Raw genomic sequence first — 17,968 nt, 5'->3', positions numbered from 1 at the left:
AGTGTTGCCCCTGTGCGGGGCGGCACCTACTTTTCTTTGCCTGCCGCAAAGAAAAGTAGGCAAAAGAAAGCGGCTCAAACCGCTAATTCTTAAGCGGGTCCCCCGCACAGCCGCGGTAGTGGTGCATCTGGAATCTGTGTTCCCGCACATTCCGCGTTAGTGACAAGGCCGTCATACCTCCGGCGGCGCTGCGCGCGCCGTGGCGGTACTTCTTGAAGTCGGTTTTCGCTTCGCATTGAGCGCGACTCCGTCGCGCTCAATGCTCGCTGGTTTTACTTGCTGCTGTTACTTGCCGGTGTTTGCTGCGATGAAGTCTTTTACGCGTTGTGCGTCCGCCGGCAATACCTCGAATCGCTGCGGTAGCGATTCCAGACCCGAAAATGCGGCTGGGCGCTCCGGTTCGCGTAGCAACGCCTCGCGGATCGTTTCGCCAAACTTGATCGGCTGCGCCGTCTCCAGCACGATCATCGGAATGCCCGCCTGTAAATGCTCGCGCGCTACCTTCAGGCCGTCTGCCGTGTGTGTGTCGATCATCGTGTCGTAGCGCTCAAAAACGTCCCGGATCGCGTCCACGCGGTCCTCGTGGCTGCTGCGGCCCGATACGAATCCAAACTCCTTCACGCGCGCAAAATCACCGCTCGCCGCCAAGTCGAAACCACCCTTCTCTTCAACGTCGCGGAACAATTGCAGCACGCGCGCCGGGTCGCGGCCCAGCAGGTCGAATACGAAACGCTCGAAGTTCGAAGCCTTCGAAATGTCCATGCTCGGGCTGCTCGTGTGGTACGTCTCGGCCGCCTTGCGCACACGGTAAATACCCGTGCGGAAGAACTCGTCGAGCACGTCGTTCTCGTTCGTCGCAACCACCAGCTTCTCGATCGGCAAACCCATCATGCGCGCGATGTGGCCCGCGCACACATTGCCGAAATTGCCCGACGGCACCGTGAACGAAACGCGCTCGTCGTTCGACTTCGTCGCGGCAAAGTAGCCCTTGAAGTAGTACACGACCTGCGCCACCACACGCGCCCAGTTGATCGAATTGACAGTGCCGATCTTGTACTTCGCCTTGAACGCGTGGTCGTTCGAAACCGCCTTCACGATGTCCTGGGCGTCGTCGAATACGCCCTCGACCGCGATGTTGAAAATGTTCGGGTCCTGCAGGCTGTACATCTGCGCCGTCTGGAATGCGCTCATCTTCTTGTGCGGGGAAAGCATGAACACGCTAATGCCCTTCTTGCCGCGCATTGCATACTCCGCAGCGCTGCCCGTGTCGCCAGAGGTCGCGCCCAGAATGTTCAGCGTCTCACCATGCCTGGCCAGCGCGTACTCGAACAGATTGCCGATCAACTGCATCGCCATGTCCTTGAACGCCAGCGTCGGCCCGTTCGACAGTTCCAGCAGCGACAGCGGCGCGCCGTTCTCCACGCCCAGCGTCTTCAACGGCGTGATCTGCGCCGCGCTTTCGTCGTCGCGCACGTTGCAGTACGTCTGAGCCGTGTACGTCTTGCGCGTCAGTGCGCGCAGGTCTTCGGCGGGGATGTCGTCGCAGAATTTCGACAGGATCTCGAAGGCGAGATCCGCGTACGGCAATGTGCGCCAGCGCGTCAGTTCGTCCGCCGTGACGCGCGGATATTCCGCCGGCAAGTACAGGCCGCCGTCTTTGGCAAGGCCGCCCAGCAGAATCTCGGAAAAGGTATGGCGCTCGCCGGCTCCGGCGCCGCGCGTAGAGAGATAGTTCATAGTTCGGCCTAGTTCAGCGCTTCCATGCGCAGCTTCGTGACTTGCGAGACAACGGTCTTCAGCGCTTCGATCGTCCTGATCGCCGCATTGACGTTCTTTTCAACCGTTTCGTGCGTAATCAGGATAATGTCGGTTTCGCCCTTGCCGTTCGCGTCGACCTGCTCCGATTCCTTCTGCAGCAATGCGTCGATCGAAATGCCCCGATCCGCCAGAATGCGCGTGATGTCGGCCAGCACACCAGTCACGTCCGCTACACGCAGACGCAGGTAGTAGCCGCTCGTCACGTCGTCGATCGGCAGGATCGGCGTGCTCGACAGGCTGTCCGGCTGGAACGCCAGATGCGGCACGCGATGCTCCGGGTCCGCCGTGTGCAGACGCGTCACGTCGACCAGATCGGCCACCACGGCGGAGGCCGTCGGCTCAGCGCCCGCGCCCTTGCCGTAGTACAGCGTGGAGCCCACCGCGTCGCCGTGCACGACGACCGCGTTCATCGCGCCTTCCACGTTTGCCAGCAGGCGTTTTTCCGGAATCAGCGTGGGATGCACGCGCAATTCGATGCCCTTATCCGTGCGGCGCGAGATGCCGAGCAGCTTGATGCGGTAGCCAAGTTCTTCAGCGTATTTGATGTCGATGGCGGCCAGCTTGCTGATGCCTTCGACGTATGCCTTGTCGAATTGCACCGGCACGCCGAACGCGATCGCGCTCATGATCGTCGCCTTGTGAGCGGCGTCCACGCCTTCGATGTCGAAGGTCGGATCGGCTTCGGCGTAACCCAGTTCCTGCGCGGCTTTCAACGCGGTCGCGAAGTCGAGCCCGCGGTCGCGCATCTCCGAGAGGATGTAGTTCGTCGTGCCGTTGATGATGCCGGCAATGTACTGGATGCGATTGGCCGTGAGCCCTTCGCGCAGCGCCTTGATGATCGGAATGCCGCCCGCCACCGCCGCCTCGAACGACACCATCACGCCATTGGCGCGCGCCGCCTCGAAAATCTCCGTGCCGTGCACCGCGAGCAGCGCCTTGTTGGCGGTGACCACATGCTTGCGGTTCCTGATCGCGCGCAGGACGAGGTCGCGTGCCACGCCTGTACCGCCAATCATTTCCGCGACGATATCGATCGACGGGTCGTCGACCACCGCGTTGAAGTCATCGGTCAGCGCCACCGTGCCGGCTTCGCTGCCGAGCGCCGCGGTCGCTTTGGCGGGATTGCGCACGGCAATGCGCGTAATCTCGATGCCACGGCCCGCGCGACGTTTGATTTCTTCCTGATTGCGGCGCAGTACCGTGAAGGTGCCGCTGCCTACCGTGCCGAAGCCCAGCAGTCCAACTTTGATCGGTTCCATGCAGCGTGTGTTTTCGAGTAAGTGATTAAAAAGAAACTGAGGCAACTGGGGCTGGCAGCGGCGCGCGCCGGGCGCGCCGTCCATCTCAAGCTGTGTGGCGTTTGCGATAACCGTCGAGGAAGCGCGCGATCCGGTTGATCGAATCCGCGAGGTCGTCCACGTTCGGCAGGAACACGACGCGGAAGTGATCCGGCGTCTTCCAGTTGAAACCGGTGCCTTGAACCAGCAGCACGCGCTCTTCCAGCAGAAGATCGAGGATGAACTGCTGATCGTCCTTGATCGGATAAATCTTCGGATCGAGGCGCGGGAACATGTATAGCGCCGCCTCCGGCTTCACGCAGCTCACGCCGGGAATGGCCGTCAGCATGTCATACGCGAGTTCGCGCTGTTTGTACAGGCGCCCGCTCGGCACGATCAGGTCGTTGATGCTTTGATAGCCGCCGAGCGCGGTCTGGATCGCATACTGCCCGGGCACGTTCGGGCACAGGCGCATCGAGGCCAGAATGCCGAGCCCTTCGAAATAGTCTTTCGCATCACGGCGGTTCTCGCCGGTCAGGCCCGAAATAAACATCCAGCCGGCGCGGTAGCCACACGAACGGTAACTCTTCGAGAGGCTATTGAACGTGACAGTGAGCACGTCTTCGGAGAGCGCGGCCATCGACGTGTGCTTCTTGCCGTCGTAGACGATCTTGTCGTAGACCTCGTCGGCGAAGATCACAAGGCCGTGCTGGCGGGCGATCTCGATCAAGCCGAGCAGCAGTTCGTCCGAGTACAGCGCGCCGGTGGGGTTGTTCGGGTTGATGACGACGAGCGCACGGGTATTCGGCGTGATTTTCGCGCGGATGTCGTCCAGATCCGGCATCCAGCCGTTCGATTCGTCGCAGATATAGTGCACCGGCGTGCCGCCCGACAGGCTGACGCCGGCGGTCCACAGCGGGTAGTCCGGCGCGGGCAGCAACACTTCGTCGCCGTCGTTCAGCAGGCCTTGCAGCGCCATCACGATCAGCTCGGAAGCGCCATTGCCGATGTAGATATCGTCCAGTTCGACGCCATGCACGCCCTTTTGCTGGGTGTAATGCATGATCGCCTTGCGCGCGGCGAACACGCCCTTGGAATCCGAGTAGCCGGACGAGCCTGGCAGATTCAGGATCATGTCCTGGATGATTTCATCCGGCGCGTCGAAGCCGAACGGCGCGAGATTGCCGATGTTCAGCTTGATGATGCGGTGGCCCTCTTCTTCGAGCCGCTTTGCATGTTCGAGGACAGGCCCGCGAATGTCGTAGCAGACATTCAACAACTTGTTGGATTTGAGAATCGGTTTCACGGCGGGCACTTCATCCTGTTGGTGGGCTTGGGCGAACAGGCACGGGTCAAAAAAAGACCCAGGCAAGTCCGCCGACACGGGGAATTATGACGCGGCACGCCCGCCAGATACGGATCGGAGCGCCAGACGCAGATTGGGCCCGCTACCGGACCGAGCCGGCGCCGCCGGCCGATTACGCCGACGTTGCAGCCGAAAAGACCCAAAACGGGCGAAAAACAGTCGAAAACCAGACCAAAACCGCGCGGAACCCGGCAGATAGCCGGTAGGCCGCCCGTGCCCTCAGCGCGGCTTATGACAGCACATGAGGCGGCACTTGAGCGAGGGGCGCCGCAAGGCGGCTAAAAAGTTATAATTTAGCGGATTTTGGCCGACTTCCGCAATGCACCAACCGCAACGGCAAGCCTTTTCGGCCGCTTCTGTGCCATTCGCGTGTCGCACTCGCGTCAAACCGCCCTGCTTCCGCTCTGCCCGGTCAGGCCGCCAACACGCACGATGTCTCACGACGACTTCGGAAAACGAATTTGAAATTACATCAGGATTCCAGCGGCGCCCTCAACACCGTCACCGGTTACGGCGCCGGCTATGTCGAAATCAATCTGGTGCGCCATGCCGGCAGCATTCTCCTGCTGCCGGAAGCACCCGTGATCGCCTGGCCCGTCGCCGCTTTCGAGCAGTTGAGCGCCGAACACTTCGCCATGCTGGTGGAGGCCGCGCCCGAGGTGGTCATATTCGGCAGCGGCGAACGGCTGCGCTTTCCGCACCCGCGTCTGACCTCGGTGCTCACCGCCAAACGCATCGGCGTCGAAACCATGGACTTCAAGGCCGCTTGCCGCACCTACAACATTCTGATGGCCGAGGGCCGCAAGGTTGCGGCCGCGTTGCTGATCGAAGACTAGTGGCGCCGCGCGAGCGCTGCAAAGTTGACGCTGAGCTTGCATCGAGCCGCCGTGCAGGCGCAGTTCGCCATGCGCGGCGCCCGTAGCGTGCATGGCCGCGGCAGCGGCCCCGCCTCTCGCCGCATTACGGCTGATAACGTACACTGCGCGCCATTGGCGCCACGCCGGCAATCGTCTTTCTCAAATAACACCGCCTCGCCGCTCCCGCGGCGTCGCCAAAAAGGTTGAAATCCATGAACGATACGCCGACAAGGCTACCGCTCAATCGCACCACGATCCTGCTACTGGTGCTGGCCCTCGCCGTGATCTGGTTCGTGCCGCTCGGCTGGCGCCACCTGCTGCCGAGCGACGAAGGCCGCTACGCCGAAATGGCGCGCGAAATGTTCGTCACCGGCGACTGGATCACACCGCGCTATAACGGCTACAAGTATTTCGAGAAGCCACCGCTGCAAACCTGGGCAAACGCGCTCACGTTCGCGTGGTTCGGCATCGGCGAATGGCAGGCGCGGCTTTACACCGCACTGACGGGCTTTGCCGGCGTGCTGTTGATCGGCTTCACCGGCGCGCGCGTGTTCAACGCGGCCACCGGCGTGTTCGCGGCTATCGTGCTGGCCACGTCGCCCTACTGGAACCTGATGGGCCACTTCAACACGCTCGACATGGGCCTGTCGTTCTGGATGGAGTTGACGCTCTGCTCGCTGCTGCTGGCGCAGCGCCCCAACCTGCCTACCGCCACGGTGCGGGCATGGATGTGGGTGTGCTGGGGGTCGATGGCGCTCGCGGTGCTGTCCAAGGGCCTCGTCGGCGTGATCCTGCCGGGCGCGGTGCTGGTGCTGTACACGCTGGCCGCACGCGACTGGGCGGTATGGAAGCGTCTACACCTGATCGGCGGCCTGATCGTGTTCTTCGTGATCGTCACGCCATGGTTCGTGCTGGTGCAGCAACGCAACCCGGAATTCCTGAACTTCTTCTTCATCGTTCAGCAGTTCAAGCGCTATCTGACGCCTGAGCAGAACCGCCCCGGGCCGTTCTATTACTTCGTACCGGTGCTGCTGGTGGGCTTCCTGCCGTGGCTGTCGGTGAGCCTGCAGAGCTTGCGCCATGCATGGCGGCTGCCGCGCCAGCCGAACGGCTTCGCGCCGGTCACGCTGATGCTGGTGTGGACCGCCTTCATCTTCCTGTTCTTCAGCGCGTCGCACTCCAAGCTGCTGTCCTATACGTTGCCGATCGCCCCGCCGATCGCCATGATCATCGGCATGTATCTGCCGCTCGTCACGCGCGACCAGTGGCGCCGCCACCTGGCTGGCTATGCGCTGTTTCTCGTGGTAGCCGCGTTTGGCGCGCTGTTCATGTCACGCTTCGGCAACGCGCGCAATCCGACTGAGTTGTACGTCGAATACCGCGTGTGGGTACTGGCGGCACTCGGCGTCGCTTTTGTGCTCACGCTGTTCGCGCTGTGGCTGAACCGCCGCAGCCGTGCCGGCACGCTCGGCGCCGTCGCGAGCTTTGGCGCCGCGTGGCTGCTGCTCGGTACGATTGCCGGCACGGGTCACGAAGTGTTCGGCCGGCTGAGTTCCGGCGCGCCGCTCGCGCCCGCGATCAAGGCCGAGATCGCCAGATTGCCGGCTGACACGCCGTTCTACTCGGTCGGCGTGCTCGACCACACGCTGCCGTTCTACGTCGACCACACGATGATCATGGTCGAGCATCCCGATGAACTGGCGTTCGGCATATCCGTCGAACCGCAGAAATGGGTGCCGTCGGTCGATGCATGGATCGAGCGCTGGAAGGCCGAGCGCTATGCGCTCGCGCTAATCCCGCCGTCGACTTACGACCGGCTCCTCAAAGAAGGGCTGCCGATGCAGGTGATCGCGCGCGATTCGCGCCGGGTGGTGGTGGCAAAACCTGCACCCGCATCCGACGCCGCAGCACAAGACGCACCGGCGCTTCGGAAAGACGCGCCAGTAGAAAAACCACAGCAATGACCCCATATCAGGGACTAACCGTTCGATGAATCCGATTTCGCTCTTTTGTATCCTCGCCGGCGTCACGTTGAACGCCGGCGCGCAGTTGCTGCTCAAAGCCGGAACGAATGCCGTTGGACACTTCGAATTCACCCGTGCGAACATCCTGCCCGTTGCATTCCGGCTGGCAACCCAGCCGCCGATCATCGGCGGACTGGCCTGCTATGTGATCAGCGTCGGCGTATGGGTGGTCGGGCTCTCGCGGGTAGACGTGTCGATTGCCTATCCGATGTTGTCGCTCGGATACGTCGTCAACGCGTTCGCGGCGTGGTATCTATTCGGCGAAGTGATGTCGGTGCAGAAGCTGGTGGGGATCGCGGTCATCCTGATCGGCGTCGTCGTCCTGGCGCGCAGCTAGGCTTGCGTGTAGTTTGTGATCTACTTCGCGCCCTTCGGGTTGCGCCCCTTTCAATCGAGCGAAGCATTCATGAGCCAGTCAACAGTCCCGTTTTTGCCGTTTGTCAAACCTGAGATCGATGAAGAAACGATTCAGGGCGTCGCCGACGTGCTCCGCTCCGGCTGGATCACGACCGGCCCGCAAAACCAGAAATTCGAAGCGGCACTCTCCGAATTCTGCGGCGGCCGCCCGGTGCGCACGTTCAATTCCGGTACCGCGACGCTCGAAATCGGGCTGCGTATCGCCGGTGTGGGCGAAGGCGACGAGGTCATCACCACCCCTGCTTCGTGGGTTGCGACCAGCAATGTGGTCTATGAGGTCGGGGCGACGCCGGTATTCGTCGACATCGACCCGGTAACCCGCAACATCGACCTGAACCTGCTGGAAAAGGCCATTACGCCGCGCACGAAGGCGATCATTCCGGTGTACCTGTCGGGCCTGCCGGTCGACATGGACCGGCTGTATGAAATCGCCCGCGCCCACAAGCTGCGCGTGATCGAAGACGCCGCGCAGGCGTTCGGCTCGACGTGGAAAGGCGAGCGCATCGGCAAACTCGGCGATATGGTTTCGTTCAGCTTCCACGCGAACAAGAATCTGACCTCGATCGAAGGCGGCGCGCTGGTGCTGAACAACGAGGAAGAAGCGATCCTCGCGCAGAAGTACCGCCTGCAAGGCATCACCCGCACTGGCTTCGACGGCATGGACTGCGACGTGCTGGGCGGCAAGTACAACCTGACGGACGTCGCCGCGCGCGTCGGCCTCGGTCAGTTGCCGCATCTGGAGCGCTTCCTCGCCCAGCGCAAGAAACTCGTGCGCGCATACTTCGCCGGGTTCGAAGGCGGTGCGGCGGTCAAGCTGGGCATTGGCCTGCCGTTTGCCGATTTCGAGAACAGCAACTGGCACATGTTCCAGATCACGCTGCCGCTCGAAAAACTGTCGATCGACCGCGCCGGCTTCATGGGCCAGTTGAAGGAACGCGGCATCGGCTCGGGCGTGCACTATCCGGCGATTCATCTGTTCTCGCTGTATCGTGCGCGCGGCTTCAAGGAAGGGATGTTCCCGCACGCGGAGCGCTTCGGCGCCACCACCGTCACGCTGCCGCTCTTCACGCTCATGAACGAAGGCGACGTTGAGCGGGTCTGCCGCGCGGTCAATGAAATTTGCGAACAATACGGAAAATAAGCGGAAATGAGTTATTCGGAACATCGCGCCGTCGCACCGGAAGTGTCGATCATCATCCCGGTGTACAACGAGGAAGCCGGCCTGGCGGCGCTATTCGCGCGCCTCTACCCGGCGCTCGACGCGCTCGGCACCGGCTATGAAGTGATCTTCATCAATGACGGCAGCCGCGACAAATCCGCCGCCCTGCTCGCCGAGCAGTTCCGCGCGCGGCCCGACACGACCCGCGTGATCCTGCTGAACGGCAACTACGGCCAGCACATGGCAATTCTGGCGGGTTTCGAGCAATCGCGCGGCGAAATCGTCATCACGCTCGACGCCGACCTGCAGAATCCGCCGGAAGAAATCGGCAAGCTGGTCAACAAGATGCGTGAAGGCTACGACTACGTCGGCACGATCCGGCTGCAACGCCAGGACAGCTTGTGGCGCCGCAAGGCCTCGCGCGCGATGAACCGTCTGCGCGAGCGCATCACCCGCATCAAGATGACCGACCAGGGCTGCATGCTGCGCGCATACAGCCGCCACATCATCGACACGATCAATCGCTGCGGCGAGATCAACACCTTCATTCCGGCGCTTGCCTACACGTTCGCGCAGAATCCGGTCGAGATCGAAGTCGCGCACGAAGAGCGTTTTGCCGGCGAATCGAAGTACTCCCTGTACAGCCTAATCCGCCTGAATTTCGACCTGGTCACGGGCTTCTCGGTGGTGCCGCTGCAATGGCTGTCGTTCATAGGCGTAATCCTGTCGCTCGGCTCCGCGGCGCTGTTCGTGCTGCTGCTGATCCGCCGCTTCATTGTCGGCGCGGAAGTGCAGGGTGTGTTCACGCTGTTCGCCATCACCTTCTTCCTGCTCGGCGTGATCATCTTCGCGCTGGGCCTGCTCGGTGAATACATCGGCCGGATTTACCAGCAGGTGCGCGCGCGTCCGCGCTATCTGGTGCAGACGATTCTCGAACAGCGCGACGGCACCGCCGTGACCGAAGCGCCCCGCCAGGGTGTGGTGCAGGCCGTGCACACCGCACCGCTGATCGATCAGGGCCCGAACCGATGAAGCCGCGCGCCGTCGTATTCGCGTATCACAACGTCGGCGTGCGCTGCCTGCAGGTGCTGCTCGCGCGCGGCGTCGACGTGGCGCTGGTCGTCACGCATGAGGACAATCCCACCGAAAACATCTGGTTCGACAGCGTTGCCTCGGTTGCGGCCGAGCACGGCATTCCGGTCGTCACGCCGGCCGATCCGAAAAGTCCGGAACTGCGCGCCGCGGTAAGCGCCGCGCAGCCGGATTTCATCTTCTCGTTCTATTACCGCCACATGCTGCCGGTCGACCTGCTGGCGCTCGCCGCACGGGGCGCTTACAACATGCATGGCTCGTTGCTGCCGAAGTACCGTGGCCGCGTGCCGACCAATTGGGCGGTCATCCACGGCGAAACCGAAACCGGCGCGACGCTGCACGAAATGGCCGCCAAGCCCGACGCCGGCGCGATCATCGCGCAAACGCCGGTGCCGATTCTGCCCGACGACACCGCCGCGCAAGTGTTCGACAAGGTCACCGTGGCCGCCGAGCAGACCCTGTGGCGCGTGCTCCCGGCGCTGCTCGCGGGCGAGGCGCCGCATTTGCCGAACGATCTGTCGCACGGCAGCTATTACGGCGGCCGCAAGCCGGAAGACGGCCGGATCGACTGGACGCAACCCGCGCAGCAAGTCTATAACCTGATCCGCGCGGTCGCGCCGCCCTATCCCGGCGCGTTTACCGATATCGCGGGCCACCGTTTCGTCATCGCCCGTGCGCGTCTGGCTGCGCCCGGCGCGCTACGCCCGGATTTGCCGCCGGGCCTGCACGTAAGCGATAATGCCGTTTTAGCGATATGCGGCGACGGCCGCTCGATCGCCATCCACGAATTGCGGCACCAGCATGGCGGCAACGAAACCGTTGTCACCCCCGCCGAATTCACCCAGCTCATCCAAACTCCCCGTCATTCATGAAAACCGAAGGTTTCGCTAAAAAAGTCCTGATTCTGGGTGTGAACGGCTTCATCGGCCATCACCTGTCCAAACGCATTCTGGAAACGACCGATTGGGAAGTCTTCGGGATGGACATGCAGACCGAACGTCTCGGCGACCTCGTCAATCATGAGCGGATGCACTTCTTCGAAGGTGACATCACGATCAACAAGGAGTGGGTCGAATATCACATCAAGAAGTGCGATGTGATCCTGCCGCTGGTCGCGATCGCCACGCCCGCCACGTACGTGAAGCAGCCGCTGCGCGTGTTCGAACTCGACTTCGAAGCGAACCTGCCGATCGTGCGTTCGGCCGTCAAGTACGGCAAGCACCTCGTGTTCCCGTCCACGTCCGAGGTCTACGGCATGTGCACGGACGAGCAGTTCGACCCGGAAGAGTCGCAACTGTCGTACGGCCCGATCAACAAGCCGCGCTGGATCTACGCGTGCTCCAAGCAGTTGATGGACCGCGTGATCTGGGGCTACGGCATGGAAGGCCTGAACTTCACGCTGTTCCGTCCGTTCAACTGGATCGGCCCGGGCCTCGACTCGATCTACACGCCGAAGGAAGGCAGCTCGCGCGTGGTCACGCAGTTCCTCGGCCATATCGTGCGCGGCGAAAACATCAGCCTCGTGGACGGCGGCGCGCAAAAGCGCGCCTTCACGGATATCGACGACGGCATCGGCGCGCTGATGAAGATCATCGAGAACAAGGACGGTGTTGCCACGGGCAAGATCTACAACATCGGCAACCCGACCAACAACTTCTCGGTGCGCGAGCTCGCGCACAAGATGCTGACGCTGGCCGCCGAATTCCCGGAATACGCCGACCTCGCGAAAAAGGTGCAACTGGTCGAAACGTCCTCGGGCGCGTACTACGGCACGGGCTATCAGGACGTGCAGAACCGCGTGCCGAAGATCGACAACACGATGCAGGAACTCGGCTGGGCGCCGCAGTCGACCTTCGACGAAGCGCTGCGCAAGATTTTCGAAGCGTATCGCGGCCACGTTGCCGAAGCTCGCGCCCTCGTCGAACAACAATAAGGCCTGATCCTTGGCTCGTATCGTCCTGAAGATCGACGTCGACACGCTGCGCGGCACCCGCGAAGGCGTGCCGAATCTCGCGCGCATCTTCGATCGCTTCAAGGCGCGCGCCACTTTCCTCTTCAGCCTTGGGCCCGATCACACCGGTTGGGCGATGCGCCGCGTGTTGCGGCCGGGCTTTCTGAAGAAGGTGTCGCGCACGTCGGTGGTCGAACATTACGGCATCAAGCAATTGATGTACGGCGTGCTGCTGCCGGGTCCGGATATCGGCGTGAAGACTGCCGCGGAAATGCGCGCGATTCACGAGGCCGGTTTCGAATGCGGCATCCACACCTGGGACCACGTGTATTGGCAGGACAACGTGCGTTCGCAAGATCAGGAGTGGACCGGGAAGCAGATGCAGAAGAGCTTCAACCGCTTCGTCGCGATCTTCGGCGCGCCGCCCGTCACGCACGGCGCGGCGGGCTGGCAGATGAACGACCACGCGTTCGAGCAGATCGACGCGTGGGGCATGCGCTATGCGTCCGACGGGCGCGGCCACTCGCCGTATCTGCCGGTGCTCGACGGCAGAACGCTGTCGCACGTGCAGATGCCCACCACGCTGCCCACGCTCGACGAAGTACTCGGCGTGGATGGCGTCGACGAGCACAACGTCGCCGCGTGGATGTTGAAGCACACCGAAAACAATCCGCACGATCAGGTATTCACGCTGCACGCGGAACTCGAAGGGCAAAAGCTCGCGCCGATTTTCGAACAGTTGCTGGAAGGCTGGCGCGCGCAAGGCCATACCTTTGCGACCATGGGTGATTACTACGCCACGCTGGACCGCGACACGCTGCCATCGTACCCTGTTACGTGGGGCGAAATTCCCGGCCGCTCCGGCGAGTTGATTGTCCAGCCCTGACTGGTCAAAATACAGCCGGCCTCGCGACCTGGCCGCCGCGCGAGCGTAGACCACGCGCCAGTCGCCCTCCCCCAAAGCCTCGATGCCAGGCCGACGCCACAGCAGTTGCAAGAATCCGTGCAAGTACCGTGGCGGCGGCCATACCAACCGGAGAACCTCGTGCCCATCGCAGTCGACCAACCCGTCCCCGACTTTACCGCCCCCGCTACCGGTGGCGAAATCACGCTGTCCAAGCTGCGGGGCAAGAAGGTGGTGCTGTATTTTTATCCGAAGGACAACACGCCGGGCTGCACGACCGAAGGCCTGCAATTCCGCGACCTGTATCCGAAGTTCAAGAAGGCCGGCGCGGAAATTCTGGGCGTGTCGCGCGACAGCCTGCGCTCCCATGACAATTTCAAGGCAAAGCTCGAACTGCCGTTCCCGCTGATCTCGGATCCCGAAGAAACCTTGTGCGCGCTCTTCGGCGTCATGAAATTGAAGAAAATGTATGGCAAAGAAGTACGTGGGATCGAACGCTCCACGTTCCTGATCGATGCCGAAGGCGTGCTGCGTCAGGAGTGGCGTGGCGTGAAAGTGCCAGGGCACGTCGACGACATTCTGGAGGCTGTACAAGCGCTTTGAGGCGCGTTATATTGGGTTCCAATGAGTGCCTGTCCACCCCACACTTTTCGCAGCTGCGCCGGACTTGACGGCCGTTTTCCCGGCTCCGTCGAAGTCGTGAGGCGCAACGCGATAACCGAAGGCGAGCCGCTTGTCCCGTACGCCGGGGCGGCGGCTTTTTTAATTGCGCGCAACCGTTCGTTCACTCGGCCACGCGCTTCCGTTAAGGAGCCGATCGAAGACCAGGCGAACCGGCATCTCTAGACCGAATGCGCGCCTCCGGACGCAAACTGCGTGCACATACACTAGCACCGGCAGAATGCGACAGGCGGCGCACGAAATGTGACCCGATTATTTCGAGGGAAACCATGCCTTTGCCTACCCCCCCCAGCAAGCTCGGCAATCTCCTGCCGCCTGACGAATACAAGGCCAAAGCCGCCACACCGGCGCGCTCCGCCGCGAAGAAACAGGCGGTCGTTGGGGAATCCGCAGAGTCGGCCGATTACGGCCGCGCGAACGTCGCCACGCCGATGGCGCACGCAGCCAATGCCGCGACCACCTTGCGGCCCGTGCCAGCATCGTCGGCCTCCGCTGCCACGTCCGCATCCGCCGAGCAAGCTGCACCGGCGCGTGGACGCAAATCGAAGCAGACCGCCGCCTTGCTGCAACCGGTTCCCGCCGCCCGTCCGCAAGCCGAGCCGGCGGCTGTTTCTACGCCCGCTGCCAAAGCGCAGCCGGTCGTCGCGCGCGCGCCAAGCGCGAAAGACCCGGCCGCCAGCACATCCGCAGCCGTAGCACCCAGCACGCGCGGCACCAGCAAGAAGCGCGGCGCGTCCACCGACCCGCTCGAAATGCAGAAGCTTTTCGTGCTCGACACGAACGTGCTGATGCACGATCCAAGCTGCCTGTTCCGTTTCGAGGAACACGACGTCTATCTGCCGATGATGACGTTGGAAGAACTGGACAACCATAAGAAGGGCATGTCCGAAGTCGCGCGTAACGCTCGCCAGGTGAGCCGCACGCTGGACGCGTTGGTGGCGAACGCCGGCAACATCTCGGACGGCATTTCGCTTGCGCGTCTCGGCAGCCGTGAGGCATCCGGGCGCCTGTACTTCCAGACCAAACTCAACGCTATCGAACCGGTCGAAGGTCTGCCGGAAGGCAAGGCCGACAATCAGATTCTCGGCGTGGTGCGTGCGCTGCAGCGCGACCGGATGGATCGCCAGGTCGTGCTGGTGTCGAAAGACATCAACATGCGCATCAAGGCGCATGCGCTCGGCCTGCCCGCGGAAGACTACTTCAACGACCAGGTTCTCGAAGACAGCGATCTGCTGTACTCGGGCATCCGCGCGCTGCCGCAGGACTTCTGGACCAAACACGCGAAGGGCATGGAGAGCTGGCAGGACACCAAAACCGGCACCACGTATTACCGCGTGACGGGTCCGCTGTGCGCCTCGATGCTGGTCAACGAGTTCGTCTATCTCGAGCCGCAGAACGGCGAGCCGGCGTTTCATGCGCTGGTGCGCGAACTGAACGGCAAGACGGCGCTGCTGCAAACCTTGCGCGACTACGGCCACCACAAGAACAATGTGTGGGGCATCACGGCGCGTAACCGCGAGCAGAATTTCGCGCTGAACCTGTTGATGAATCCGGAGATCGACTTCGTCACGCTGCTGGGTCAGGCCGGTACCGGCAAGACGCTGGTCGCGCTCGCGGCCGGTCTCGCCCAGGTGCTCGACGACAAGCGCTACAACGAGATCATCGTGACGCGCGCAACGGTTCCGGTCGGTGAAGACATCGGCTTTCTGCCGGGTACGGAAGAGGAAAAAATGCAGCCGTGGATGGGTGCGTTCGACGACAACCTCGAAGTCCTGCAGAAAACCGACGACGCCGCCGGCGAATGGGGCCGCGCCGCGACCCAGGAGCTGATCCGCTCGCGCCTGAAGGTCAAGAGCATGAACTTCATGCGCGGCCGTACATTCGTGGACAAGTATCTGATCATCGACGAGGCGCAAAACCTGACGCCTAAGCAGATGAAGACGCTGGTCACACGCGCCGGTCCGGGTACGAAGATCATTTGTCTGGGCAATATCGCGCAGATCGATACGCCTTACCTGACGGAAGGCAGTTCGGGTCTGACGTACGTGGTCGACCGCTTCAAGGGTTGGGCGCACAGCGGGCACGTCACGCTGGCGCGCGGCGAGCGTTCGCGCCTCGCCGATTACGCATCGGAAATTCTTTAAGTTTCAACGCATTAGCTTCATGCAGAAGCCGCGTCCGGGTCACCCCGGGCGCGGCTTTTTTATTCGGTGCACGTTCCCGACGGGCAACACTTAGCGCTCAAACTTCAAGTAATTTATCAAGAATTCTTGCCTGAGCCACGTTTGACGGGCTACCATCCCGACATCGTCCGCCATTAAACGAGCGTTTACCGCTCACTTCGTGTTCATGCGCCGACTCGCCCTTTCGCTGCTGACCGTTTTGCTGCTCGCCGCTTGCGCCGGCGCGCCGCAGAAAACGTCGCGCGGGCCAGGTTCGTCGGTCGTGGTCACGAACGGCGCTTATCACGCGCCACCGCCGGGCTTCCCGAATTTCGTCGACCACAGCATCGGCCGTGAAGAAATCTCCATTCAGGCAATGAGTCTTGTCGGTATTCCATACCGATGGGGCGGCAATACGCCTGATAGTGGCTTCGATTGCAGCGGATTAGTTCGCTATGTCGTATCGCGCGCCGCTTCCGTGAATCTGCCGCGCACTACCGCCGATATGAGCGGCCGCGGCGAATCGATCGAACCGGATCAAATCGCACCGGGCGATCTGATTTTCTTCAACACGACCGGGCGGGCGCATTCGCACGTCGGTATTTATGTGGGCAAGCTGCGCTTTGTCAACGCGCCGTCGACGGGCGGCACCGTGCGGCTCGACTATCTGACCAATCCTTATTGGGCCAAACGCTTCGACGGCATTCGCCGCGTGGCGGCACCGGCTGTGACGCCTGCGCCGTTCGATACACCGAGCTATCAGGCGGCGGTGCCTCAGCCTGAACGTGTTGCGCCGGTGGCTCACGCGGCGCCGGCTTATGCGGGCACTGCCCCGTTGGCGATGCAATCTGCGGCCGCTGTGCCGGCACCTCAGGCTGATCCATTCGAACCGCCACCGCCCGGCATGAGCGCCGCACAGATACAGGCGCGTGCCGCAGGCGCAGTGTCGCCGGTGCCGCAGCCGGCCGCGCAGGCGAGTACGTACGACGCCACAGCGAACGTAACCAGTCAGCAAACGGCAGCGGCGCGCACCCAATCGCCGGCAGTCGCAGCACGAGCGCCGGATCCGATCGACGCCGCCGCCGATGCATTCGAGCCGCCTCCGCCGTCCGCTTCAATCGCTGCCCGCCAGGCGCGGCAGGCCCAGCAAGCCGACGGGAATGCAGAAGGTGTGCGGATCATGCGCGCTTCGACCGCATCGCGTGGCGTCCCCGCCCCCACGCAAACCACCGACGACCCGATCGCGCGCTTCGCCAACGGCAATTTCTAGGAGCGCTGGCGCCGGCTAATCGTCGCTCATGACGCGGGCCTCGATTTGTTGCTCCATGGCTCGCACCCGCGACGAAGCCCAAACAGCGCACCTCAGCCCGGTCCATCCCCTCCTTGCTGCCGATCTGCTATCGTCATCGATATTCTTCCGACAGCAGGTGATGACGATGGATCTCGGGCTGAAAGACAAGGTGGTACTGATCACAGGCGGTAGCAAAGGGATCGGGTTCGCCTGCGCACGGGCCTTCGCCCTCGAGGGCGCAAAAGTCGCGATCGTCTCGCGCGACCCCGCCAATCTCGCGCGCGCGTACGAACAGTTGAAGCAGGAAGGTCTGCACGTGCATCGCACCCGCGCCGATCTGCACGAACCGCACAGCGCGGCGGACATCGTCGAGGAAGTCAGCACGGCGGTCGGCCCGATCGATGTGCTGATCAACAGCGCCGGCGCGGCCCGCCGCTACGACCCCGAAACGCTGGACGCCGACGCGTTCCGCGCGACCATGGAAGCCAAGTATTTCCCGTACATCTACCCTCAGCAGGAAGTGCTGCGGCGCATGGCCGAGCGCGTCAAGGCGGGCGACGGTGCCGCGCCCGGCACGATCGTCAACATCATCGGCATGGGCGGCAAGATTGCGAGCGACATCCATATCGCCGGGGGCGCCGCGAATGCCGCGCTGATGCTCGCCACCGTCGGCCTCGCCCACTACTACGCGCGCTACGGCATCCGCATCAACGCGATCAATCCGGGTTCGACGCTGACCGAGCGCGTCGAGGAAGCCGTCAAACTCGAAGCGTCGCAGCAAGGCGTCGAAAGCGCGGAGGCGTTAGCGCGCGGGCAGGCTAAAGTGCCGCTCGGCCGTTATGCAAAACCGGAGGAAATCGCTGATGTCGCGCTGTTTCTGGCGAGCCGCCGCGCGAGCTATGTAACGGGCGCAATCGTCCCGATGGATGGAGGTAGCGCGCCGTTGATCTGAACGACGCGCTTTGTCGA

Annotated in this window: 15 protein-coding genes; 12 read left to right on the top strand and 3 right to left on the bottom strand. The window is 62.7% G+C overall.

Features of this window, described 5'->3' with window-relative positions; genetic code table 11:
* Positions 1-285: 285 nt before the first annotated feature.
* The 3 genes from thrC to AC57B6_RS07915 all read right to left on the bottom strand — a co-directional run bounded on the left by thrC (position 286) and on the right by AC57B6_RS07915 (position 4,410).
* Positions 286-1,737 (bottom strand): threonine synthase, encoded by a 1,452-nt coding sequence (gene thrC / locus AC57B6_RS07925; RefSeq protein ID WP_028196663.1) that lies wholly within the window; start codon positions 1,735-1,737, stop codon positions 286-288.
* 8 nt (positions 1,738-1,745) lie between these two features.
* On the bottom strand, positions 1,746-3,077 hold the full coding sequence (locus tag AC57B6_RS07920) for a homoserine dehydrogenase (RefSeq protein ID WP_028196664.1): 1,332 nt from the start codon (positions 3,075-3,077) through the stop codon (positions 1,746-1,748).
* Positions 3,078-3,162: 85 nt separating this feature from the next.
* Positions 3,163-4,410 carry a pyridoxal phosphate-dependent aminotransferase gene (locus tag AC57B6_RS07915; protein ID WP_028196665.1) on the bottom strand — a complete coding sequence of 416 codons (1,248 nt, stop codon included), beginning with the start codon at positions 4,408-4,410 and terminating at the stop codon, positions 3,163-3,165.
* A gap of 512 nt (positions 4,411-4,922) precedes the next feature.
* On the opposite strand from AC57B6_RS07915, the gene AC57B6_RS07910 reads away from it, so the two are divergent.
* From AC57B6_RS07910 to AC57B6_RS07855, 12 genes are all read left to right on the top strand, one after another.
* The gene (locus tag AC57B6_RS07910) at positions 4,923-5,297 is read left to right on the top strand and encodes an Mth938-like domain-containing protein (RefSeq protein ID WP_028196666.1); all 375 of its coding nucleotides are present in this window, start codon (positions 4,923-4,925) and stop codon (positions 5,295-5,297) included.
* 233 nt (positions 5,298-5,530) lie between these two features.
* Positions 5,531-7,282 (top strand): glycosyltransferase family 39 protein, encoded by a 1,752-nt coding sequence (locus AC57B6_RS07905; protein ID WP_496420945.1) that lies wholly within the window; start codon positions 5,531-5,533, stop codon positions 7,280-7,282.
* Between the two features lie 25 nt (positions 7,283-7,307).
* Positions 7,308-7,679: a DMT family transporter gene (locus AC57B6_RS07900; protein ID WP_444516526.1), complete on the top strand. Its 372-nt coding sequence runs from the start codon at positions 7,308-7,310 to the stop codon at positions 7,677-7,679.
* 69 nt (positions 7,680-7,748) lie between these two features.
* Complete coding sequence (locus tag AC57B6_RS07895) at positions 7,749-8,900, top strand: DegT/DnrJ/EryC1/StrS family aminotransferase (protein WP_028196669.1); 1,152 nt, start codon at positions 7,749-7,751, stop codon at positions 8,898-8,900.
* A gap of 6 nt (positions 8,901-8,906) precedes the next feature.
* Positions 8,907-9,950, top strand: a complete 1,044-nt coding sequence (locus AC57B6_RS07890) for a glycosyltransferase (RefSeq protein WP_496420944.1) — start codon at positions 8,907-8,909, stop codon at positions 9,948-9,950.
* A complete protein-coding gene (locus AC57B6_RS07885; RefSeq protein WP_496420943.1) occupies positions 9,947-10,882 on the top strand; it encodes a formyltransferase in 936 nt (311 codons plus the stop codon). Before AC57B6_RS07890 ends, AC57B6_RS07885 begins: the two co-directional genes overlap by 4 nt.
* Positions 10,879-11,943 (top strand): bifunctional UDP-4-keto-pentose/UDP-xylose synthase, encoded by a 1,065-nt coding sequence (locus AC57B6_RS07880; RefSeq protein WP_028196672.1) that lies wholly within the window; start codon positions 10,879-10,881, stop codon positions 11,941-11,943. Before AC57B6_RS07885 ends, AC57B6_RS07880 begins: the two co-directional genes overlap by 4 nt.
* Positions 11,944-11,953: 10 nt before the next feature.
* A complete protein-coding gene (locus AC57B6_RS07875; RefSeq protein ID WP_106351978.1) occupies positions 11,954-12,847 on the top strand; it encodes a polysaccharide deacetylase family protein in 894 nt (297 codons plus the stop codon).
* A gap of 159 nt (positions 12,848-13,006) precedes the next feature.
* Positions 13,007-13,468 (top strand): peroxiredoxin, encoded by a 462-nt coding sequence (locus AC57B6_RS07870; RefSeq protein WP_028196674.1) that lies wholly within the window; start codon positions 13,007-13,009, stop codon positions 13,466-13,468.
* Positions 13,469-13,815: 347 nt separating this feature from the next.
* Entirely contained in the window at positions 13,816-15,690 is a 1,875-nt protein-coding gene (locus AC57B6_RS07865) for a PhoH family protein (protein WP_278500283.1), read from the top strand.
* 205 nt (positions 15,691-15,895) lie between these two features.
* Positions 15,896-16,978: a C40 family peptidase gene (locus AC57B6_RS07860; RefSeq protein ID WP_496420942.1), complete on the top strand. Its 1,083-nt coding sequence runs from the start codon at positions 15,896-15,898 to the stop codon at positions 16,976-16,978.
* Between the two features lie 166 nt (positions 16,979-17,144).
* Positions 17,145-17,951 (top strand): SDR family oxidoreductase, encoded by an 807-nt coding sequence (locus AC57B6_RS07855; RefSeq protein WP_216752724.1) that lies wholly within the window; start codon positions 17,145-17,147, stop codon positions 17,949-17,951.
* Positions 17,952-17,968: the final 17 nt, after the last annotated feature.

Source organism: Paraburkholderia sp. BGA-UO-ETr-F12 (assembly GCF_059567945.1).
The sequence above is the reverse complement of the archived record's forward strand: the minus strand, read 5'-3'. Positions and strand labels throughout refer to the sequence as shown.

Bases quoted from the DNA above. Each gene is read 5' to 3' on its own strand.
- thrC (WP_028196663.1), bottom strand. From the start codon at position 1,737: ATGAACTATCTCTCTACGCGCGGCGCCGGAGCCGGCGAGCGCCATACC.
- AC57B6_RS07920 (WP_028196664.1), bottom strand. From the start codon at position 3,077: ATGGAACCGATCAAAGTTGGACTGCTGGGCTTCGGCACGGTAGGCAGC.
- AC57B6_RS07905 (WP_496420945.1), top strand. From the start codon at position 5,531: ATGAACGATACGCCGACAAGGCTACCGCTCAATCGCACCACGATCCTG.
- AC57B6_RS07900 (WP_444516526.1), top strand. From the start codon at position 7,308: ATGAATCCGATTTCGCTCTTTTGTATCCTCGCCGGCGTCACGTTGAAC.
- AC57B6_RS07895 (WP_028196669.1), top strand. From the start codon at position 7,749: ATGAGCCAGTCAACAGTCCCGTTTTTGCCGTTTGTCAAACCTGAGATC.
- AC57B6_RS07890 (WP_496420944.1), top strand. From the start codon at position 8,907: ATGAGTTATTCGGAACATCGCGCCGTCGCACCGGAAGTGTCGATCATC.
- AC57B6_RS07885 (WP_496420943.1), top strand. From the start codon at position 9,947: ATGAAGCCGCGCGCCGTCGTATTCGCGTATCACAACGTCGGCGTGCGC.
- AC57B6_RS07880 (WP_028196672.1), top strand. From the start codon at position 10,879: ATGAAAACCGAAGGTTTCGCTAAAAAAGTCCTGATTCTGGGTGTGAAC.
- AC57B6_RS07865 (WP_278500283.1), top strand. From the start codon at position 13,816: ATGCCTTTGCCTACCCCCCCCAGCAAGCTCGGCAATCTCCTGCCGCCT.
- AC57B6_RS07860 (WP_496420942.1), top strand. From the start codon at position 15,896: ATGCGCCGACTCGCCCTTTCGCTGCTGACCGTTTTGCTGCTCGCCGCT.
- AC57B6_RS07855 (WP_216752724.1), top strand. From the start codon at position 17,145: ATGGATCTCGGGCTGAAAGACAAGGTGGTACTGATCACAGGCGGTAGC.